This is a genomic window from Asanoa sp. NPDC050611, assembly GCF_040654855.1.
GTDB lineage: Bacteria > Actinomycetota > Actinomycetes > Mycobacteriales > Micromonosporaceae > Asanoa.
Genome location: NZ_JBFAIU010000017.1, coordinates 12,655 through 32,965, shown reverse-complemented (window position 1 = coordinate 32,965; position 20,311 = coordinate 12,655). Strand labels below are relative to the sequence as shown.

Here is a 20,311-nt window from a genome sequence, read left to right as displayed (position 1 = left end):
CGTAGAACCTCATCTACAAAGTGTCGGAGCGAGCGAGGTTTGTCAACCATGGTCTACAAACCTCGCGTGATCAGGGGCACATGCCCCTAACTGCCGGCATGCCGGCGGTCGGGTGGCGGTTGGCTTCCTGCGTGGAGCCATCGGAGACGCCCGAGTGCTACGCCACGGCGCTACGCAAGGCGTCGCGGCGCCTGACCGTCCTGTACGACGACGCGTTGGAACCGGCGGGCCTGCGGTCGACGCAGTACGCCATCCTCCGCCAGCTTGCCCACGGCGAGGGGCTGACGATCAACGAGTTGGCCCGCGCGCTGGTGCTGGACCGCTCAGGGGCCGGTCACTCACTGCGGCCGCTGGAGCGCGACGGGCTGATCCGGCTGGAGAAATCCGCCGCGGATCGGCGCAGTGTGCTCGTCACGCTGACCGACGAGGGGCGGCGACGGTACGAGCGCGCAACGCCGCTGTGGCGATCGGCTCAGCACCAGGTCGCCACGGCGCTCGGGGCACCGGTGGCCGACGGGCTCCGCACGCAGTTGCTCGACATCGCACAGGACGACCGGCTCACGACACCGTGACCGGATCGTACGTTCGGAAGGAAACACCATTGTCATCTGTACTGATCGTGCTCAGCGGGGCGCGCGTCTGGACCCAGCTCGACGGGACACAGCATCCGACCGGGTTCTGGGGTGAGGAGTTCACGGTGCCGCACCGGATCCTCAGCGAGGCCGGGCTGGAGATCACCATCGCCACGCCGGGCGGCCGGACGCCGGTGGTCGACGCCAACAGCCTGACCGTCGAGGCCAACTTCGGCGATGCGGAGAAGGCCGCCGAGGTCGCCGCCTATCTGGAGAAGACCAAGGACCTGCTGGCCGCACCTTCCCGCCTGGAGGACGTCGACCCGGCGGACTTCGACGCGGTGCTGATCCCCGGCGGTCACGGCCCGATGCAGGACCTTGCCGTCAACCCCGATGTCGCCCGCGTCCTGGAACGGCTGCTGCCCGATCCGACCAAGGTCGTGGCCTCCCTCTGCCACGGCCAGGCCAGCTTTCTGTCCGCCGGACACCCGGACGGCAGTTGGCTGTTCAAGGGACGCAAGCTGACCGCCTTCAGCGACGACGAGGAGCGGCAGGCCGGCCTGGCGGACAACGCGCCGTGGCTGCTGGAGAACCGGCTGCGCGCCGCCGGAGCGCGCTACGAGTCAGGTCCGGCCTGGGGGTCGCACGTCGTCGTCGACGACAACCTGATCACCGGCCAGAACCCGGCCTCGGGCGCCGCCGCCGCGCACGCCATCCTCGAGGCGCTCGCCGCGCGGGTGAGCTGAGAGCGACCCGCGCCGGCCCCGACCCGGGCCGGCGCGGGTCCCCCCTCAGGCCCTGGTCACGACCGCGGTGTCGGCGTAGAGCTGGGCACTGACGATGCGGCCGCCCGCGACCCCGAAGAACCAGAGGTTCTGGAAGACCACGGCCTTGCCGGTCGCCCTGGGCACGGCCGTGTTGGTGAGCCGGGCGATGACGTGGTCGTCGGAGGCGATGACGTCGTCGACGACGACGTCGAACGTCTCCCAGACGGCACCGCCGCCCGGGCTCTTGGAGAAGAACTCGTCGAAGACCGCCCGGCCGGTGAACTCGCCGCCGTAGGGGAGTGTCGCCGGCAGCCTGAGGACGACGTCGTCACTCAGCATCGGCAGGATGCTGCCGCGGTCCTGGTTCTGGAACAACCGCCTGACGGCGTGCGCCATTTCTGCCTCGGTGTACGCGTCACGCGTGCCCGTCGCCGCCCCGTCGAGCGGCTCCGCGGCCTCGACCTCGGTGCCGACCACCCCGTCGGCGAACGAGAAATCGGCCGGCGGTGTCACGGTCAGCATGACGAAGACGTCGGACGGGCGGATGCCCGCACGTTCTTCGAGCCCGCGTACCACTGCCTTGTAGAGCGTGTGCTTCGTCCGCTCAGGACGATCCACGCTGTCGTTGACCGCGACCACGATCCAGTCAGCGGAGCGTGCGGTGTCGACAAAGGACATGGGTGCCCCCTCCGGGTTTCGGCAGGTCTCAGATGGCGGGGTGCAGGTCGCGCACCGGGCTGCGCGTCTCCAACAGCGAGGCGATGTGCAGGATCGTCGACTCCGCGTGCCAGTTGGCCACCAGCTGCACGCCGATCGGCATGCCGTCGTGGCTCGTGCCGAACCGCATCGACAGGGCCGGGAGCCCGGTCAGGTTGAACGGGACGGTCGTCGAGCTGACGTGGAAGGCGTCCACCGTCTGGCCGTCGAGGGTGAACTTCGCGAGCCCGTGCGCGTGCGCGGCAATCGTCGTCACGGGGAGCAGCAGCAGGTCGTACCGCTGGAAGTATTCCGTGAAACCGTCCCGCAGCCGCTCGACGCCCTCCTCGGCCTGGACGTAGTCCGCCACAGGCGTGTCGGGCGAGCCGAGCAACGTCTTGGAGTAGGCGAACATCTCGTCCTCGTGACCGGCGGTGACCTCCTGGACCGGCGGCTTCATCTCCATGACGTGCTGCCGGCTGAAGATGTCGAGCGGGTTGTCGCGTTCCAGGGCCGGGATGTGCACGGCTTCCACCTCAACGCCCGCTCCGCGCAGGGCGTCGGCGGCAGCCTCCACTGTGGCCGCGACGTCGGCGTCGACAGGACCGAGGCCCGAGTCGACGAGCCAGCCGACGCGGACGGGCCGCTCCGGTGACGCGCGCAGGCCGGCGTCGAACTCGCGCGGCACGTCGGCGAAGCCGTCGGCACCGTCGGGACCGATCAGCAGGGTGTACGCCAGCGCGAGATCGCGGATGGAGCGGGCCATCGGACCGGCATGCCAGTCACGGCGCGGCTCCCGCGGCCAGATCCCCGTCATCGGCACGCGCCCGTGCGTGGCCTTGAGCGCCACGATGCCGGTGTCGGCGGCCGGACCGCGCAGCGAGATGGACAGGTCGCTGCCGAGCCCGAGCGGCGACATCCCCGCCGCGATCGCCGCGGACTCGCCACCGCTAGAACCGCCGGGCGAACGGTCGAGGTCCCAGGGGTTGTTGGTCCTGCCGGTCAGGAGGTTGTCGGACTCGATCCAGTACGAGAACTCCGGCAGGTTGGTCTTCGCCAGCAGGATCGCGCCGGCGGCCTTCATGCGGGCGACGCTGGTCGCGTCCGTGTCCGGGACACGCCCCGCGAAGATCGGCGAACCGCGCTGGGTCGCGACGCCGGCGGTGTCGAACGAGTCCTTGGCCGTGAAGGGCACGCCGTGCAGCGGTCCCACCTCCGCGCCGGCCGCGAGCTTCTCGTCGGCCTTCTTCGCGGCGTCCAGCGCGTCGTCGGCGAGCGTGACGACCGCGTTGGTCTTCGCGTCGACGGCCGCGATGCGGTCCAGGTGCGCCCGCACCACCTCGACGGAGGATGCCTTCCTGGTGCGGATCAACTCGGCGATCTCAGTCGCGTCGAAGTGGTTGAGCTCGGTGGCCATGATGGACTCCTCTCGCAGACCGTCGCGACACGGCGGCGTTTCAAGATCCGTATATGGCTTAGATTACAAGCATCATTTTAGGCCCGCAAGCGGTTACATGAGATCCGTCATCTATGCTGGAAGCTATGAGCAGGGTGTCGCAGGCACAGGCCCGAGAGAACCGCCAACGCGTCGTCGAGACCGCCACCCGGCTGTTCCGGGAGCGCGGCATCGCCCAGGTGAGCGTCGCGGATGTGATGGCTGGGGCGGGGCTTACGCATGGTGGCTTCTACAAACAGTTCACGTCGAAGGACGCCCTGGCCGTGGAGGCGCTGGCGCAGGGCGTGGCCGAGGTCCGCGAGCGCCTGGCCAAGATAGGTGAGCCCGGCGACGAGCGTGCCCGCGAGAGCTTTCTGGACCACTACCTCTCCCCGGACCACCGCGACTCGCCCGGCGACGGCTGCCCGATCGCCGGCTTCGCGCGCGACATGCCCGGCACCGACCCGGACCTCACCGCCACATACGCCGCAGGGGTCGCGTACTACGCCGACAAGCTCGGCAGTACGGCCGCGGTGAGCACGGCCGTGGGCGCGCTGATCCTCGCCCGGGCGACCGCCGGCACCGAACTCAGCGACCGCATCCTGGCCGAGGCGTTGGCTTCCTTGACCACTACAGCCAGCCCGCCTTGCGCAGATACCGGTACAGCACCACTGCCGTGATGAGCATGACGGTCAGGACGCCGGGGTAGCCGTACCGCCAATGCAGTTCCGGCATGAAGGTGAAGTTCATTCCGTAGATGCCGGCGATGGCGGTCTGCACCGCGGCGATCGCCGCCCACGCCGCGATCTTGCGCATGTCGTTGTTCTGGGCGACGGTGACCTGGGTCAGGCGGGCCTGGACCAGCGTGTTGAGCACGTCGTCGTAGGTGCCCACCTGGTCCGCGACGCGGGTCAGGTGGTCGGCGACGTCACGGAAGTAACGGCGCAGCTCCTTGGACAGATTGACCGTGCGGCCGTCGAGGATCATCGCCAGGGGCCGCTGCAACGGCACCGCCGCCTGCTTGAACTCCATCAGCTCCCGCTTGAGCTGGTAGATGTGCTCGACGCCGGCCTCGCCCGAACGCTGGAACACCAACGACTCCATCGTGTCGACGTCGGCCTGCATCGACGCGGTGATCTCGAGATAGACGTCGACGACCCGGTCGAAGATGGCGTGTACGACGGACCACGGGCCCTCGGCCAGCAACTCCCGGTCGTCCTCCAACTCGGCCCGCACCGAGGAAAGCTCGCCGACGGTGCCCTGCCGGACCGAGATGACGAAGTCGTCGTGGACGAACAGCCGTACCTCGCCGGTGTGGATGATCTCGCTGGTGGCGGTGATCTCGCTGTGCTCGACGTAACCGGCGGCGCGGACGACCAGGAACGTGATGTCCTCGTAGCGCTCGAGCTTGGGCCGCTGCTGCGCGCTGAGGGCGTCCTCGACGGCGAGCGGGTGCAGGCCGAAGACGTCGGCGATCTCGACGAGGAGCTCTTCGCCCGGCTCGTGCAGTCCGATCCAGACGAAGGCACCCGGGGTGCTGCGCGCGTCCGCGTAGAGCTCGGCGTACGACCGGTCGCCCGGCTGGCGAACGCCGTTCACGTAGAGGGCGCTGTCGACGACGCGACCGCGGGTCGGCTCGGCACCCGAGGACGCGATCCGCGACCGGTCGCGCGGGCGGCCCACGAACCTCGGCCGCCGCCTCCCGGAGTTGGCCATGGCGGCCGCCTTCCGCTGGTCAGTTGAACGGGTGGCCCCCGCTACCGGCGGGATCGACGGCGATGAGGACGACGAGGAACACGATCCAGACGCTGAACGCCACGAGCAGCACGATCGGCATCCACCGGCGCAGCGGTCTTCGCTCGGGACCACTCACCGTCCTGTGCCTCCCATTTCTCAGCAGGGCCGCAGTCGCTGAGCCTAGCCGCCGGCGGAAGCGTCCGCCGTGGTCGCCGTCGGCGTGGCGATCGGGCATCATGCCCGCGTGACTGTTCTCTTCGACGGTGAGATCCACGTCCATTACCGGTTCGTCAACCTGACCGAGGAGGGTGGCGGCCCCGACGTCTCCCGTGCGTCCGGCGGCCAGCACAACGGCCTGTGCGGGGCGGCCGAGCCGGGCGCGCTGGCGATGGTGACCGGCCTGCACACCGGCACCGTCCCGTTCACGGTGACGTGGCACGACGCCGAGCCGCCGGTCGACGACGCGTGGGAGGAGATCGTGGAGGTCTCCTTCGCGCCGCCGTCGACCGACCTGTGGCTGACCGCCTTCGAAGACGCGCATCCAGTGCGCCTGCCGTCCGTCCACAGTCTACGTGTCCGGTTCTGCGCCCGGGGCATGGACGAGGCGGCCGACAAGGACACCCGGATGGACGGCGAGCCCGTCGTGGACAGCTACCTGCTGGAGTTCTGGCCGTCGCCGCCCGCCGCCGACCGGATCCTGAAACAGACGAGCAGGCAGGCCGCATACTGGCATGAGGTAGCCCGCAGGACCCCACCGCCGCCCACTGCCGAGGAGCGAGCCGAGGCCCGCGCCGCCGCGGAACGCAAGGCCGCGGAACAGCAGGCCCAACGGGCGGCGGAGTCCGAACGCCGCCAATGGGGCGGCCGCCCACCCTCGCCCCGGCTGCGCGAGCTGACGGGCAACGTCCGGAACATGGCTCGCGCCCACCGTGACCTGCTCGACGAGCTGGCCGTCCTGCCACCCGCGACCCAGCGGCAGGTGGCCAACTGGCTGGCCCGCCAGGCCTTCGAGGTCGCGGGCATGACGAGCGACCCCCGCGCCGCCGCGGCCCTCGACGCCTTGGAGAGCGGCGCTCCGCTGCCGCCGCCGTTCACGGACATGGAGTCGGCCTTCGCCTACCTCCACCCCAGCCCGTCCGTCCTGACCGGCACCGTCGTCATGGCTTCGTGGCAGGCGGGTTCCCGCCGGCCGTACCCGATCCACCGTCCTTCGTTCGCCGTGCCCGCCCTCTTCGGCGCGACGGAGAGCGACCCGCTGCAGGCGGTCGTCGAGGCCTTCACGCACGCGGAAGCCACGTTCGACGACCGCAAGGACGAACTCGAGCCGGCCCTGCGTTCCCGCTTCCTCGCCTGACCCGGTCGCCGGGGGCGACAACGCGTACGGGAAGAACACCGGCCGGGTTTTTCCCGTCGTGGTCCTCGACGGCGTTCCCGCCCCCACCTTCCCCGAGTGAGTCGGGGACGGCCGCGCGGATGCGGCCGTCCCCATTGCGGGATTCGCTCCGGGTCAGCGGTTCGTCGCACCGCCGGGAGGAGTTGGCTGGACCCGCTCGAACCGCACGCGGTTCAGCCAGCCCGGGAGGTCGCTGAGGACGTACAGCTCGCCGTGCACGTCCGTGGCGATCGCGGTCGGCTGGGTGGGGAAGTTGCCGATCGTGGCGGACTCGTAGCCGCCCTCGGGCCTGGGACGCACGGCGTACACGACGGTCGAGCAGTAGTCGCTCGCGACGTAGGTGCCCCACGCCTCGGGGGTCCGTGATCCTCGATACACGACGCCGCCGGTCACCGCGCAGCCGTCCGTACCGAAGTGTTGGTACTCGAAGACCGGGTCGGTGTAGCGCCCGCCCGCCCGGCATTGCTGCGGGTCGAAGACCGGGGTGCCTTCGCGGCAGGACCAGCCGAGGTTAGCTCCGCGCTGTGACGGGCGGATGTGGTTGACCTCCTCGACCAGGCCCTGGCCGACGTCGCCGATCCACAGCGAGCCGTCGACCGGGTCGACGGAGAACCGCCACGGGTTGCGCAGCCCGTAGAGCCAGATCTCCGGCCGCGCGCCCGCCGTGCGGACGAACGGATTGTCGAACGGCACGCAGTACGGCTTCGCCCCGCAGGTGCGGTTGACGTCGATCCGCACGATCTTGCCGAGCAGCGTGCCCAGGTTCTGACCGGCCTTGAACGGGTCGTTCGCGTGGCCGCCGTCGCCGAGGGACCAGTAGAGGTAGCCGTCGCGGCCGAACGCCACCTGTCCGCCGTTGTGGTTGCCGTACTCGGAGTGCTCCTGGGTGAGCAGCACCTGCAGCCGCTCAGGAGCGCCGAGGCGCACGCGCGCCAGGGTCAGCGTGCCGGCCGGCAGGCTCGTGTAGGCCACGTAGAGCATCCCGGTCCGCGCGAAGTTGGGCGCGGGCGTGATGCCGAGCAGGCCGCGCTCGTTGTCCGACGTGTCGATCCGGGCGGTCAGGTCGAGCACGGGTTCGGCCGCCAGGCCGGTGTCGGGGTGGTAGGAGCGGACGGTGCCGGCCTTCTCCGCGATCAGCATCCGGCCGTCCGGCAGCCCGGTGATCGCGATCGGACGCTGCAGACCGAAGGCCACCTGTTCGGATACCACGGTCAGCTCAGACAGTGGCACCGCGCGGGTGTGGGATCTGCCGGCCGCGGCGGTGCCGGCCGCCGACAGCCAGGGCAACAGGGACGCGGACAGGACGAGAACGAGCAGGCCGGCCAGCATGGTGGCCGGGCGACGGTGCCGTCGCGACATGGGGCGGCTCCTCGAAGCAGAGTGGCGGACGCGGTATGGGAGCGTTCCCACAATACATCGACCATCAGCGATATCAACCCCCAACCGTGGCGCGGCCGGCTGGCAGTGCCAACGGTCGCGGTCCCAACCGCATCCGCCACCGGCCGCACGGGCACGACTCGTAGTACAGGGTTCCTTCGCTCGTCCGGTGGTGGGACCGGGTCTGCCAGACATGGCCGTCGCTTTCGCTCATGACGCCACTCTGCTGTAATGGCATTGTGCATCTCAACCCTTACGGCACCGACCCGGTACAGCTCGCCGCCGACCTGGCCAACGCTCCACCGCGCTCGCTGGCGGAGCTGACGACGCGCTGCGCGTCGGCCGGGCTGGTGATGGACATGCCGGTCCGGGAGTCGGACCTGGCCGACGTGATCGCCCTCATCGAGGAGTGGCGGTCGGTCGTGGACGCCCCGTCATCCGACGCGCGCGCCTCTGCGCTCAACCAGATGCTCGCCGCCGCGGCGACCTACCCGCGGCTGAGCAGACACAGCAACGAGGACTGGCACCTGCACTACCGCGACGACGGGGTGCCGCTGTCGGCGGTGCTGCGTGCCCTCGTCAGCGTCGGCACAGCGCTGCACCTGACGCAGCGGGGCATGGACCGGCTGGGCCGGTGCGCCGGCGACGGTTGCGAGACGATCTATGCCGACGTGTCGCGGGCGGGCCGACAGCGCTACTGCTCACCGCGCTGCGCCAACCGCGACGCGGTACGTCGCCATCGCACGCGCTACGCCCGGCAGCGGGTGGGCTAGCCCAGGGGCGAGGAGCTCGTCGACGTACGCCGGCCTGATTGAGCTGTTCCACCGGCACCTTGCGCACGTCGGCGCCGACGATGAGCGCGGCGTCGCCGTGCACGATGACGAGGTAGCGGTTCTGGTCGCTCGCGACGACCCAACGGACTAGCTCGTCGCACCACGAGACCACGATCGGCCGCCCGGCCGTGTCGCAGGGTCGGATCGAGCCCGCCGTCCGGGCCACATTGGCCTCGATCGTGGTCGCGGCGGGCTCGGTGCCGTGCCCTTCGCCGGCCAGCGTCAGCGTCAACTCGTCCGGGGCCATGCTCGCACCCGTCAGGTCGAATCCGGGCAGCGTCGGCACCAGCAAGGGGATCGTCGATCGGTGAAGGAGTCGACGCGCTCCTGCTGGGCGTCGCGTTCGCTCCGCTGGTTGCCGGCCACCAGCGGCGCCACGAGGCCCACGACTGTCGCGGCGATGGCGACTGTCCGCAGTGGCCAGTGGGACTCGGTGCGCGTCAGCACCGCGAGCGCCGCGTACGCCGGCAGCGCCAGCAGGGTCGGCAGCAGCCAGTGTGTCGTCACCGCGTAGACAGCCGGCAGTATCAGTGCCCCGGCGGCGAAGGGGCCGAGAAGACCGACCGCCCACGAACGCGTCAGCCCCAGTGCCGCCGCGGCGGCCCAGCCGAGCACCATCGCGGCGGCGAGGTACCCGAGCCGCGGCAGCGGGTTGAGGAGATACCAGACGCAGCTGTCGAGAACGTCGAAGCAGCCTCGCGCCCACCATCGCTTGGCCGACAGGCAAGCAGCGGGCTCGAACACCGCCCACTTCCTGTCGCTAGGTCGAACCGCCTCGTCACCGCAAGGGCGGCCACGCCCACGAGCGCCCGGTAAGCCCCGCCCGATCAGCAGGGCGCCGCTCCGTGCAACCGGCGCCCTCGTTCCCTGCGAGCGTCGAAGAGCCCGGCCAGCTCGCTTCGCGCGCAACGCTGGGGAGTCGGTGCGCAGAGCTGATCCGCGTGGTCGATCTGACCGACATGCTCGTACTAGGCCGTCCATATCGGACGGTTGAACCGCGCGCATGCGATGGCACTGTCCCAAGATCGCGGCGGAGTCGCCGTCGCCGGCCATGGCTCATTCGGTCGTGCGCATCGCACAAACTTCTTAGACAGTCATCTTGCACTAATGTCTAAGACGTGTGTACGGTGGTGGCGTAGGGATTAAACGGACAGCAGCACAACGCTCACTCACGGAGGAAGGAAGTCATGAAGGTAGATGCGATCACGCTCGCAGTCGAGGATCTGAACCGTGCCAAGCGGTTTTACGGCGACGGCCTTGGCTGCCAGGTTGTGCAGGACCAGCCCCAGTACGTGGCATTCAGCCTGGGGAAGGGTTCATCCGGCCTGTCGCTATACCCGCGCCGGGCCTTGGCCCATGACGCCGGGGTTGAGGCGCAAGGCAGCGGGTTCGCCGGGTTCACGTTCAACTACTTCGTCGCCGCAGAGCAGGAAGTTGACGAGGTCCTTGGCCGGGCCGAGAAGGCCGGCGGCACCATCATGCGGCCGGCACAGCAAGCGCAGTGGGGCGGCTACTTCGGCTACTTTGCCGACCCCGACGGATACCTGTGGAAGGTCGTCGTTGCAAGCCAGGAGTGACAACGATGACCAACACTCCCAGCGAAGGCAACCGTGCCCGTCGGCGGGCCCGTCACGAGGGCGGCTCCCGCGGCAGAAGTCGGTCAGTTAGCGCCGCTGCTGGGGTCTACGTGCGTTGAGGTTGAGGCGGAGCTTTCCGGTGCGCGTGACCCCATTGGGTACCGGGTAGCGGCGATGATGGTCTGGGGGTGTGCCGAGGTACCGGCGTCTTGTAGAGCGGCGCTGAACCCAACCCTTTCTTGGACCACGGCGTGCTTCGGAAGCAGCGGCGATCCGGCGGCAAAGCACGGTTCACCCATGGCCACGGTGATGGCCAACCGTGCCCGCTACGGTGCCGTCCGTGGACGGGTTGGCGGGGGGTGTGTGGTGCGGGCGTCGGAGCGGTCTTCGTCGCCCTCACCGCCCTGCTCCGCTGTGACCATCCACAGTGCACCGGACGGCAACGCTTACGGACTCCGGTGGCGAGTGCCCGCCCGGATCGCAGCACCGTTGTGTTGGGGGGTCACGTGCCACCGGAATCCCGCTCCGCGAAAACAGGCCGATGCGGTCATCCGTTCGACGCGGATTCGGTACGTCGCCGGCGCGACCGGATTTGTCGTAGCCGTACGCCGCGACGACGGCGGAGCCTAGCCTGTGCGTTGGTAAAGGACCCGCCGCCCGCTGCGCCAGCAGGTGACCGGTCCGCCTCGACGCAAGATCCCAAGGTGGGAGCTGACGGTGGGTGGGCTCAGGCCGATCGTCCGGGACAGATCAGTCGTTGAGAGGCGAATTTCGGCGCGGGTGCGGCCTAGGAATGCGCCGAGCGCATCGTCATCCTCGTCGGCGCTGTCGCTGTCGTCTTGGTGCCAGCGAGCCGACGCCGCGGGCAGCGAATGTCAGGCTCGGATCCCCGGCGAGGCTGTGCGGCAGGGACTTGACGGTGAGGTGGTGTCACGGCGCGACTCGCAAACAGCGGCACGGAGTATGCCGTCCGGCTGATCAGGACGGGTGACGCTTCCTCAGCGGCGGCGCATCCAATGAAGACTGAACCGGCCTCCGTCATAACCGGGTGGAAGGACCGGACTGGTCACATGGAACGGGGGCCGACCCTCCGCATGGTGGTACAGCAACGACTCGTCGTCGGTGAAACGACCACAACACAGCGTCTCCAGAACGGTGGAAGTCGGTCGCACATCGGCCACGGCGAGGTCGACCCACTCGGGGACCCGCCCATCGCGCCAGAGTTCGTCGACCACAGTCCGCGCATCAGCGGAGAGCAACGCACGGGCCCGACGGCGGCGTCTGTCCCGCGGGAACACCACCTCGCCCGGGCGCAACGGCTGGATATCGTCGTTGGACTGGTTGAGCAGAAGCCGAAACGTCATCGCCTCGGGCAACGTCTCCGAGACCATGCCACTCGCAAAATCCCGTGCCCGCTCAGCAGCGGCGATGAACCGTGCGGCGAACACGTCCCGATCCACCAGATCACCCTAGCTGCGGCCCGAGGCCGTTGCTGGAGGCGGTAGCAGTGGGCGAGAAAAGAGCCCACTTGCGGGACGGCGCGTTCGTGGTGAAGACGAAGCTGACCACGTGCAGCCGGTCGCCGTCGACGGCGACCGGGAGCGGCGAATGTGGGCCGCCACCGCAGAGCTGCTGGAGCGGGTCCGACGACGCCCGATGCCGTCGTCACCACCACCTGACACTGGCGCGGCCCGATGGAGCATGGCCTCTGCTCGGACGAATTTCGCTTCACCGAGAACCATCGGTCAAGACAGCGATCGAAGAGCGACCAGCGGTACCGGCGCGACGCGGGTGGGGTGCTAATCGAAACGCGGCCGCGTCGTCATTGGGTTGCACAGCCGTATCGAGCGTTCAGTCAGCGAGGATGCCGGTCCCGACGACGAACGACAAGCTAGCGACGCATTGGTTGCCAACGGCTCTCCGCGCTTCATACCGCGGCCTGGGCGATCTTGGTGGCGGTTCGGACGAAGGCTGCTACGGCGGGTGACCGCGATCCGGTGGGCCAGGCCACCGTGAGTGTCACCGGTTCGAGTCCTTCCACGGGTCGGTAGGCGATGTTCGGTCGGGGGAAGCGTTGGGCGACCCACTGCGGGAGGAACCAGACGATGGTGCCTACCTCGACCAGATTGAAGATCTGTGAGAGGTCCAAAGTGCGTCGGGAGCTGGATGACGGCATCTGTGTGCGGCCTTGTTCGGCCGGTGTGCCGTCCGGGAGTCGGCGCCCGGCCAGTTCGGGTAGCCGCACGACTGTCCGTGCGGCCAGCGGGTCGGCCGCTGGTAGCGCCACCATGCCCGGGCCGGTCAGCAGCGATTCTGTGTCGACTCCTTGCGGGTCGAACGGTGTCGGCAACAGCGCGACGTCCGCTCGTCCGTCGTGCAGTGCTCGTACCTGCTCGCCGGGACCGCCGAGGAGTAGCTCCACCGGCAGGGTGTCGTAGGCGTCCAGGATCTTCGGTAGGAGTCCGGCGTCGTAGTCGGCCTTGAGTGCCAGTCGCAGCGTCGGCACCTGTTGTCCGGCGCGGCGGGCCCGGTGTCCGGCTGCGGCGACGGCGTCCAGCGCCACTCGGGCGTCGGCGAGCAGGGTCTCCCCGGCCGGTGTGAGCGTGACCTGGCGCGTGGTGCGGATCAGTAGCCGCACGCCGAGCTGGCGCTCCAGGTCGCGGATCGCGCGGGACAGCGGCGGCTGCGCCATGGCGAGGCGGGCGGCGGCCCGCCCGAAGTGCCGCTCTTCGGCCACGGCCACGAAGTAGCGCAGCTGTCGCGTCTCCAGCTCACTCATACCCTGAGAGTATCAATTCAGACGGAATCGATCTTTCTGTTGGGAGCCGGACCCGCGTCTACTGGAACGCGTCATTTCACGATCGGACGAGGACAACAGATGATTGTGGTTACCGCTCCCACCGGCAACATCGGCGGTCGGGTAGTGCAGGAACTGCTCGATGCCGGCGCCGCGGTTCGGGTCGTGGTCCGGGATCCGGCCCGGCTCGCGCCGGGCGTCGACGAGCGGGTCGAGGTGGTACGAGGCTCCCACGCCGACCCCGCTGTGGTGGCCGCGGCGTTCGCCGGCGCCGACGCCGTGTTCTGGCTCGTGCCGGCCAACCCGCGCGCGGAGACGGTCGACGTGGCCTATTCAGGCTTCGCGGGCCCGGCGATCGAGGCGTTCACAGCCCAGGGCGTCGGGCGGGTGGTCGGCGTCTCGGCGCTGGGCCGCGGCACCCCGGTAGCCGGCCACGCCGGTCACGTCACCGCGACGCTGGCCATGGACGACCTGATCGCCGCGACCGGCGTGCCGTATCGGGCACTGACGATGCCGTCGTTCATGGACAACACGCGCCGGCAGGTCGGCGCGATCATGGCGCAGGGCGTCCTCTACGGCCCGTCTTCGCCCGATCTGCCCACGCCGGCAGTCGCCACCCGCGACGTCGCCGCTGTTGCCGCCCGGCTGCTACGCGACGACACCTGGACCGGCTTCGCGGAGGTGCCGGTGCTCGGCCCGGCAGACCTGACCTACGACCAGATGGCGGCGATCATCTCCGAGGTGCTCGGCCGCCCGGTGCGTTACCAGCAGGTCCCAGGCGAGGCGTACAAGGCGAACCTCATGAAAGCCGGCATGTCCGAGCCGATGGCGCAGAGCATGCTCGACATGGCACTGGCCAAGGACCACGGTTTGGACAAAGGGTGTTACCCGTACACCGGAATCCAGCACGCCGACCACGTTCCGCCAGTGGTGCATACAGGTACTCGAGCCGGCCCTCCACGCCTGACGGCAAGGACTGGGCGGAGGCGGCGAGTTGGCACTGCCGACCTCGCCTGGGAACGGCGATAACGCGACGCGATCTCACCATCGCGCAGCGAGCCGCGTGGGTAAGAGACGCAGTGCGCGCCAGCAACGGACCCCTTTCATGACCGCCGTGACTCCCGTGTTCCCTGAGACAGTCCGTTCCGCCACGACCCCCGGTGATAGGTGCGAGCGTGAGGAGAGTTCCCGAAGACACTTGGGAGTCGTTATGGCAACACTTGCGTACGAGACGTATGTCGCGCCCGAGAAGCCGGTGGGTTCCGCGGACCTGCCGGTCGGCGAGAAGCGCGAGATGTGGTCGCCGACGGCGGTCACGCTCATTCACGGCGAACGCGACGCAGTCCTGGTCGACGCGCTGATGACCGATCGAGAGGGCCAGGCCCTCGCCGACTGGGTCGAGTCGTCCGGCAAGCACCTGACCACGATCTACATCACGCACGGGCACGGCGACCACTTCTTCGGGGCCGCCAAGGTGCTCCAGCGGTTCCCGGACGCCCGGCTGGTGGCCGTGCCCGAGGTGGTCGACGCGATGAAACAACAGGTCGGGCCGAACTGGCTGGACCCCTTCTGGCGGGCGGCGTTCCCCGACCAGATCGGCGACCCGGTCGTGGCCGACCGGCTGTCGGGCGACACCCTCGAACTGGAGGGCGAGGAATTGGTCGTGGTGCCGCTCGGGCACTCCGACACCGACCACACGACCGCGCTGCACGCGCCCTCGATCGGGCTGGTCGCGGCCGGCGACAGCGTCTACAACGACGTGCACCTCTATCTCTCCGAGGCCGGCGCCGACGGGCTCGCGGAGTGGTTCGACGCCCTGGACACGATCGCCGACCTGCACCCGGACGCAGTGGTCGCCGGCCACAAGCGCGACGGCGCGGCCGACGGACCGGACAACATCGAGGCGACCCGGCAGTATCTGCGGGACTGGGAGGCAGCCGACCGCAACAGCGACGACGCCCGCGAGCTCTACAACATGATGATCGAGCGGTATCCGGACCGGATCAACCGGGCCGTCCTCTGGCACTCCGCCGAGGCCGCCAAGCGTTCTGCTTTCTCGGGGCCGCCAGACCGCCACTAACTTTGTCGAGGCGAGGAACTGGCGGCCAGCGAGCCGAGCAGGGCAAGGGCTTCGCTGCTCGCCGATGCCGGTTCGGCGTGATAGATGACGAGCTCTTGCCCCGGGCTGGACCTGACCTCGAAGGTCTGCATGGTCAACGTCAACGTCCCGACATCGGGATGGTGGAAGCGCTTACGCCCAAGAGCCTTGCCGCGTGCGTCATGACAGGTCCACAGCTGAGCGAACTCGGGGCTGCCGGCGAGCAGTTCGGTGAGCACGTGTTGGATCCGTGGGTCGTCGGGAGACTTTCCGTAGCCCAGCCGGAAGCCTGCTACCGAGTTACGCGCGACGTCGTGCCAATCCTGGTAGAAGGTACGCGCGGCCGGGTCGGTGAAAACGACGTGCATCAAGTTCCGCGAGTGTGCCCAGGAGTGGAATAGCGCGTCCGCGATCGGGTTGGACGCCAGCACGTCGAAGGCCCGGTTGTAGGCGATCGCCGGGTTGTCTGGCCATGCGGTCATGAGTTGAAGCAGGTTCGGGTCGACGTGGTCGCTGACTGCCGCAGCCCGGCTCCGCGGACTGAGCCCGGCCACGCGGAAAAGGTGCTGACGGTCGTCCTCGCCGAGCCGCAAGGCAACGGCCAGCGCGTCGACCACCTGCGCGGAGGGCGTACGTTCACGTCCCTGTTCGAGACGGACGTAGTAGTCCACGCTGACCCCGGCCAGCATGGCTACTTCCTCGCGTCGTAGGCCGGCAACGCGGCGATATCCGGTGCTGGGCAGGTTCGCTTCGCCCGGACTTACCTGCGCGCGCCGAACGCTGAGGTACGCGCCGAGTTCGGACCGAGCCATCCCCGCATCATAGGCGCGCAATCCGCGCCGTTCCTGGGTGCGGCACTCCCAGGAGAACACGGCCCTCCCTGCGCCGGGTCAACTGGGTGAGCGTGGTGGTCATGCATTCGAATCAGCCAGAGATCAGCGACGAGACCGACCGCAAGGTGGTGCTGATCACCGGTGCCAGCAGCGGGATCGGGGAGGCCGTCGCGCGCCGCCTGGCCCGCGAGGGACACCATGTGGTCGCCGGTGGGCGACGAATTGAGCGTCTGCAGTCCATCGCTGGGCGAACCGCGGAGTCGGCCAGCCGATCCGGCGGCACTTTCCATCCCGTTCGGCTCGACGTGACCGACCGAGCGGACGTCAACGCCTTCGTCGAGGGCGCCGTCGAGCGGGCCGGACGGGTCGATGTCTTCGTCAACAATGCCGGGATCATGCCGCTGTCCCGGCTCGACTCCCTGCTTGTCGACGAGTGGGATCAAATGATCGACGTCAACGTCCGCGGTCTGCTGTACGGCATCGCGGCAACCCTGCCACACTTCACCGCCCAAGGTAGAGGTCACTTCGTCACCATCGCGAGCATCGGAGCGCACCAGGTCGTGCCAACCGGTGCCGTCTACTCGGGCACCAAGTACGCTGCCTGGGCGATCACCGAGGGCCTGCGTCAGGAGTCCGATCCGGCGATACGGATCACGACCATCTCGCCCGGGGTGGTCGTCTCCGAACTCGCCAACTCCATCACCGAGTCCGGCGCGGCGGAGGCGATGCGGACCTACCGTGCCCACGCCATCGGACCGGACGTCATCGCTCGAGCCGTCTCATACGCCCTCGCCCAGCCGGCCGACGTCGACGTGAACGAGATCGTCGTACGGCCGACCCGACAACGCTGAGCAGCACACACCACATCCGTAGGAAGGCGTAAGCGCGTTTGCGTAGGAGGTCAGCCAGTCACGTCCAGTCCGGCGATGGCACAGGCCGTCCGCCGATCTGGTCGCTGCCACGCAGGCGCGCGAGCTTCTCCGTGGCGCGGCTGCCCGCTGCGGCGGTGCAGACGATGATCCGCAGGTCGGAGTCGGGGACGGCCAGGGTGTCGCAGTCGATCGTGACCTCTCCGACAACCGGATGGTGGACCGTCTGGACGAGGCTCTGGTGCGCAGCGGCCCTGCCCTCGTCCCATAGCGCGGCGAATCGCGGACTCTGTTCGCGGAGTGTGGCGATCAGCGACGCGAAGCCAGGGTCGTCCCCTGCGTACGCCGTCGTGCGGCGCAGGTCCGCCACGAGCGCACGTTCGAAGGCCTCCGCGCCGCCATGCGGGTCGGCCACCATCATCGAGGTCATGTTCACGAACGTGTCGATCACGAGGTTCTGCCCCGGGACCTCCGTCGCCGGCGGCCGCACGAAAAGCGAGTCCCACAAGGGTGTCGACGTCAGCAGCGTCCAGTCGGCCGCGAACACGCCGAGGGGCAAGTCCGCCATCCGGTTCAGCATCCGCTGCACACCAGGCGGGATGTGTCGCGAGATCGTCCCGGGACCGGGCGGCGCCAGACCGGCGGCCCGATAGAGCAGCTCCGTCTCGGTGCGGTCGAGCTGGAGCGCGCGGGCCAGGGAGGCGACGACCTGCGCCGACGGCGTCAGCCACCGACCCTGCTCCAACCGGATGACGTAGTCGGCGCTCACACCGGCTATCTGCGCCACCTCCTCGCGGCGCAGCCCCTTGGTGCGGCGACGCCCGTACGACGGCAGCCCCACATCCGACGGAAGCCGCCGCTCACGCCACGCACGGATCAGCCCGCCGAGCGAGTGGACCTCTGTCGACACATCCGCATGGTACTGAGCACGGCAATCCGCTGCGTGACAGAGAAGGTTCTTGCCTGGTTACCGCCCGTGCCGGGCGCGAGGCTGGTGTCGTACCTGGGGCGGGCGAGCTGAGCCATCCGGGCTGAAGAGCCGACCGCCCCAGCGGACCACAAGCCAAAGTCAACGAGAAGGAGCAGTCATGACGTACGTCAAGGGAATCGAGCACATCGGGGTCATCGTGGACGACCTCGAAGCGGTCGCGCAGTTCTTCGTCGACCTCGGCCTCAAGCGTGAGGCAGAAGCGAGGTCAATCCAGGGCGAATGGGTTGACAACGTTACCGGTCTGCGCGGAGCCCGTTCCGACGTCGCCTTCGTCCGCACCGTCGACGGCACCGGCACGCTCGAGCTGGTCAAGTTCCACGCGCCTGCCGCCGAGCAGGGCCCAGAGGAGTCGGCGGCCAATCGTTTGGGCATCCGGCACATCGCCTTCCGAGTCGAGGACCTGGACGGACTGCTCGCGACCCTGCGGGGCAAGGGCATCCCCACCATCGGTGGAGTCGCGGACTACGGTCCGTTCTTCCGGCTCTGCTACGTCCGCGGCCCCGAGGGGCTCATCGTCGAACTCGCCGAACGAACGGGCCCCGCTGAGACCCTCCTCGCCACGCTCCAGGGCTGACCCAGGACGGATCCAACCGCAGCAACAGAAGCTGGAATGGCTGGACGGGAGTACCTTCTCCGGGTCAGAGAAGCCGTGTCAGTGCGTCCGCGGAACGACTACCCGGCTCAGCGTGGTAGACGATGATCGTTTGATCGGCGTCGCCGCCGATGACGAGGGTTTGGCGACGCAGGGTGAGCGGGCCGACCTCGGGGTGGTGGAACCGCTTGATCTCGTCACGGGTCGGGCGTACGTCGTGCCGGGCCAACAGTCCGCGAAAGTCCGCGTCGGAGCGCAACTCGGCGACGAGAGCGGCGGTTCTGCGATCGCGGGGATCAGCTGTGGCCCGCAGGGCCGCGACCGTCTGCTCCGCGATCTGCGGCCAGTCGGGGAACAACACGCGGGCGGCGGGGTCGAGGAACATGTCGCGAACCAGGTTGCGGCCGGGGTGGTACATCGGTGCGAGCATCATGGCCGCTTTGTTGGCCATGAGCACGTCGAACCGGCGGTCCCGGACGTACGCCGGCGTGCCGCCCCAGGCATCGAGGAGGTGCTGCACTTCGGCGTGCCCGCCACCCGCGCGTGGCCCGACCGGGCTTGGTTCGGCCAGCGCGCGCAGGTACGCGACAGCATCGGAATCGAGACCCAGCGCGTTCGCCAACGCGTCGAGAACCTGCCGGGACGGGTGCCGATCGACGCCCTGTTCCAGCCGGGTCAGGTACTGCACAGAGACACCCGCCAGCCTGGCCAGCTCATCGCGGCGCAGTCCGGCGACCCGGCGCCGCCCGTACGCTGAGATGCCGACGTCGCCGGGCCGCACCCTTGCCCGCCGCGCCTGGAGGAACTCGCCCAGAAGGTTGTGGCCGTTCATATCGGTCCAACGTATCCCTGTCAGGGTGCTGGCTGCGCGTCGCCCACCAGAGCAGGGTCGAAGCCATGAAGAGATGGTTCATCACCGGGGCGTCGCGCGGGTTCGGGCGCATCTGGGCGGCGGCGGCCCTGGAACGAGGCGACCGCGTCGCCGCGACCGCACGCCGCCCCGACACGCTCCGTGAACTCGCCGAAACGTACCCCGGCCGCCTCCTGCCTCTCACCGTCGACGTGACCAACCGCACCCAGGTGTTCGCCGCGGTGACTCACGCCGCGGAGACGTTCGGCGGTCTCGATGTCGTCGTCAACAACGCCGGCTACGGCTTGTTCGGCATGCTCGAAGAGACCACCGAGCGGCAGGCCCGCGCCCAGATCGAGACCAACCTGCTCGGCCCGCTGTGGGTTACCCAGGCCGCCCTGCCAATCATGCGGGCGCAGGGCCACGGACACCTCGTACAGATTTCCAGCATCGGCGGCGTCGCCGCCTTCCCGACGCTCGGCCTCTACAACGCCTCGAAATGGGGGCTGGAAGGGATGAGCGAGGCACTCGCCCAAGAGGTCGGCCCGCTCGGCATCAAGGTGACAATCGTCGAACCGGGACCGTACGGCACCGACTGGGCCGGCGAGTCGGCCGTGCACACCATCCCGATCGCGGCATACGAGCCGATCCGCGAGGCACGCCGCGCCGGCGCCACGGCACGCTCACCGCGCGACCCGTCCATCACCGCGAAGGTCATCCTCGACCTGGCCGACCTTCCCGAACCCCCGCTGCGGCTGTTTCTCGGCGACTACCCATACCCCATCGCCGAACGCGTCTACCAGGAACGGCTGGCGACCTGGCATCGCTGGCGGGACCTGGCCGAAGCCGCCTAAGGCCCCGGCGCGGCGCTGGTGCTGCCGCGATCAGGTATCG

General features: G+C 69.1%; 23 protein-coding genes. 11 read left to right on the top strand and 12 right to left on the bottom strand.

Annotation, left to right across the window (positions count from 1 at the left end; genetic code table 11):
- Nucleotides 1-131 precede the first annotated feature (131 nt).
- Nucleotides 132-572, top strand: coding sequence for a MarR family transcriptional regulator (locus AB0H87_RS04975; RefSeq protein WP_360139769.1), 441 nt, complete (start codon nt 132-134; stop codon nt 570-572).
- A 29-nt stretch (nt 573-601) separates the two neighbouring features.
- Nucleotides 602-1,318 carry a type 1 glutamine amidotransferase domain-containing protein gene (locus AB0H87_RS04970; protein WP_360139766.1) on the top strand — a complete coding sequence of 239 codons (717 nt, stop codon included), beginning with the start codon at nt 602-604 and terminating at the stop codon, nt 1,316-1,318.
- 45 nt (nt 1,319-1,363) lie between these two features.
- Here AB0H87_RS04970 and AB0H87_RS04965 read toward each other — a convergent pair whose 3' ends face one another.
- A complete protein-coding gene (locus tag AB0H87_RS04965) occupies nt 1,364-2,017 on the bottom strand; it encodes a tautomerase family protein (protein WP_360139763.1) in 654 nt (217 codons plus the stop codon).
- A gap of 28 nt (nt 2,018-2,045) precedes the next feature.
- Complete coding sequence (locus tag AB0H87_RS04960) at nt 2,046-3,452, bottom strand: amidase (protein WP_360139760.1); 1,407 nt, start codon at nt 3,450-3,452, stop codon at nt 2,046-2,048.
- Between the two features lie 125 nt (nt 3,453-3,577).
- Here AB0H87_RS04960 and AB0H87_RS04955 point away from each other — a divergent pair, with 125 nt between their 5' ends.
- Nucleotides 3,578-4,150, top strand: a complete 573-nt coding sequence (locus AB0H87_RS04955; RefSeq protein ID WP_360139757.1) for a TetR/AcrR family transcriptional regulator — start codon at nt 3,578-3,580, stop codon at nt 4,148-4,150.
- Here the strand turns inward: AB0H87_RS04955 and corA are convergent.
- On the bottom strand, nt 4,101-5,186 hold the full coding sequence (gene corA / locus AB0H87_RS04950; RefSeq protein ID WP_360139754.1) for a magnesium/cobalt transporter CorA: 1,086 nt from the start codon (nt 5,184-5,186) through the stop codon (nt 4,101-4,103). The two genes, AB0H87_RS04955 and corA, sit on opposite strands and share 50 nt — an antisense overlap.
- A gap of 19 nt (nt 5,187-5,205) precedes the next feature.
- On the bottom strand, nt 5,206-5,343 hold the full coding sequence (locus AB0H87_RS04945) for a hypothetical protein (RefSeq protein ID WP_360139751.1): 138 nt from the start codon (nt 5,341-5,343) through the stop codon (nt 5,206-5,208).
- Between the two features lie 108 nt (nt 5,344-5,451).
- Here AB0H87_RS04945 and AB0H87_RS04940 point away from each other — a divergent pair, with 108 nt between their 5' ends.
- Complete coding sequence (locus tag AB0H87_RS04940; protein ID WP_360139748.1) at nt 5,452-6,561, top strand: hypothetical protein; 1,110 nt, start codon at nt 5,452-5,454, stop codon at nt 6,559-6,561.
- A gap of 153 nt (nt 6,562-6,714) precedes the next feature.
- On the opposite strand, the gene AB0H87_RS04935 is transcribed toward AB0H87_RS04940, so the two are convergent.
- Nucleotides 6,715-7,959, bottom strand: coding sequence for a PQQ-dependent sugar dehydrogenase (locus tag AB0H87_RS04935; RefSeq protein ID WP_360139745.1), 1,245 nt, complete (start codon nt 7,957-7,959; stop codon nt 6,715-6,717).
- A gap of 257 nt (nt 7,960-8,216) precedes the next feature.
- Here AB0H87_RS04935 and AB0H87_RS04930 point away from each other — a divergent pair, with 257 nt between their 5' ends.
- Nucleotides 8,217-8,750: a CGNR zinc finger domain-containing protein gene (locus tag AB0H87_RS04930; RefSeq protein WP_360139742.1), complete on the top strand. Its 534-nt coding sequence runs from the start codon at nt 8,217-8,219 to the stop codon at nt 8,748-8,750.
- 318 nt (nt 8,751-9,068) lie between these two features.
- Here the strand turns inward: AB0H87_RS04930 and AB0H87_RS04925 are convergent, their stop codons facing one another.
- Nucleotides 9,069-9,554 carry a hypothetical protein gene (locus AB0H87_RS04925; RefSeq protein WP_360139739.1) on the bottom strand — a complete coding sequence of 162 codons (486 nt, stop codon included), beginning with the start codon at nt 9,552-9,554 and terminating at the stop codon, nt 9,069-9,071.
- A 443-nt stretch (nt 9,555-9,997) separates the two neighbouring features.
- Between AB0H87_RS04925 and AB0H87_RS04920 the strand changes: the two genes are divergently transcribed.
- Nucleotides 9,998-10,387 (top strand): VOC family protein, encoded by a 390-nt coding sequence (locus tag AB0H87_RS04920; RefSeq protein ID WP_360139736.1) that lies wholly within the window; start codon nt 9,998-10,000, stop codon nt 10,385-10,387.
- Between the two features lie 626 nt (nt 10,388-11,013).
- On the opposite strand, the gene AB0H87_RS04915 is transcribed toward AB0H87_RS04920, so the two are convergent.
- The 3 genes from AB0H87_RS04915 to AB0H87_RS04905 all read right to left on the bottom strand — a co-directional run bounded on the left by AB0H87_RS04915 (nt 11,014) and on the right by AB0H87_RS04905 (nt 13,166).
- A complete protein-coding gene (locus AB0H87_RS04915; RefSeq protein WP_360139808.1) occupies nt 11,014-11,157 on the bottom strand; it encodes a helix-turn-helix domain-containing protein in 144 nt (47 codons plus the stop codon).
- Nucleotides 11,158-11,385: 228 nt separating this feature from the next.
- The gene (locus AB0H87_RS04910) at nt 11,386-11,847 is read right to left on the bottom strand and encodes a hypothetical protein (RefSeq protein WP_360139733.1); all 462 of its coding nucleotides are present in this window, start codon (nt 11,845-11,847) and stop codon (nt 11,386-11,388) included.
- Between the two features lie 467 nt (nt 11,848-12,314).
- Nucleotides 12,315-13,166, bottom strand: a complete 852-nt coding sequence (locus AB0H87_RS04905; protein WP_360139730.1) for a LysR family transcriptional regulator — start codon at nt 13,164-13,166, stop codon at nt 12,315-12,317.
- Between the two features lie 99 nt (nt 13,167-13,265).
- On the opposite strand from AB0H87_RS04905, the gene AB0H87_RS04900 reads away from it, so the two are divergent.
- Entirely contained in the window at nt 13,266-14,213 is a 948-nt protein-coding gene (locus AB0H87_RS04900) for an NAD(P)H-binding protein (protein ID WP_360139727.1), read from the top strand.
- A gap of 181 nt (nt 14,214-14,394) precedes the next feature.
- Entirely contained in the window at nt 14,395-15,264 is an 870-nt protein-coding gene (locus AB0H87_RS04895; RefSeq protein WP_360139724.1) for an MBL fold metallo-hydrolase, read from the top strand.
- Here the strand turns inward: AB0H87_RS04895 and AB0H87_RS04890 are convergent.
- Entirely contained in the window at nt 15,261-16,154 is an 894-nt protein-coding gene (locus AB0H87_RS04890) for a helix-turn-helix transcriptional regulator (protein WP_360139721.1), read from the bottom strand. The two genes, AB0H87_RS04895 and AB0H87_RS04890, sit on opposite strands and share 4 nt — an antisense overlap.
- 41 nt (nt 16,155-16,195) lie before the next feature.
- Here AB0H87_RS04890 and AB0H87_RS04885 point away from each other — a divergent pair, with 41 nt between their 5' ends.
- On the top strand, nt 16,196-16,966 hold the full coding sequence (locus tag AB0H87_RS04885; RefSeq protein WP_360139805.1) for an SDR family oxidoreductase: 771 nt from the start codon (nt 16,196-16,198) through the stop codon (nt 16,964-16,966).
- Between the two features lie 58 nt (nt 16,967-17,024).
- Here AB0H87_RS04885 and AB0H87_RS04880 read toward each other — a convergent pair whose 3' ends face one another.
- Entirely contained in the window at nt 17,025-17,894 is an 870-nt protein-coding gene (locus AB0H87_RS04880; protein WP_360139718.1) for a helix-turn-helix transcriptional regulator, read from the bottom strand.
- A 178-nt stretch (nt 17,895-18,072) separates the two neighbouring features.
- Between AB0H87_RS04880 and AB0H87_RS04875 the strand changes: the two genes are divergently transcribed.
- Complete coding sequence (locus tag AB0H87_RS04875) at nt 18,073-18,549, top strand: VOC family protein (RefSeq protein ID WP_360139715.1); 477 nt, start codon at nt 18,073-18,075, stop codon at nt 18,547-18,549.
- Between the two features lie 64 nt (nt 18,550-18,613).
- Here the strand turns inward: AB0H87_RS04875 and AB0H87_RS04870 are convergent, their stop codons facing one another.
- Nucleotides 18,614-19,399, bottom strand: a complete 786-nt coding sequence (locus AB0H87_RS04870; RefSeq protein ID WP_360139712.1) for a helix-turn-helix domain-containing protein — start codon at nt 19,397-19,399, stop codon at nt 18,614-18,616.
- 65 nt (nt 19,400-19,464) lie between these two features.
- Between AB0H87_RS04870 and AB0H87_RS04865 the strand changes: the two genes are divergently transcribed.
- Complete coding sequence (locus AB0H87_RS04865; protein WP_360139709.1) at nt 19,465-20,271, top strand: SDR family NAD(P)-dependent oxidoreductase; 807 nt, start codon at nt 19,465-19,467, stop codon at nt 20,269-20,271.
- Nucleotides 20,272-20,311: the final 40 nt, after the last annotated feature.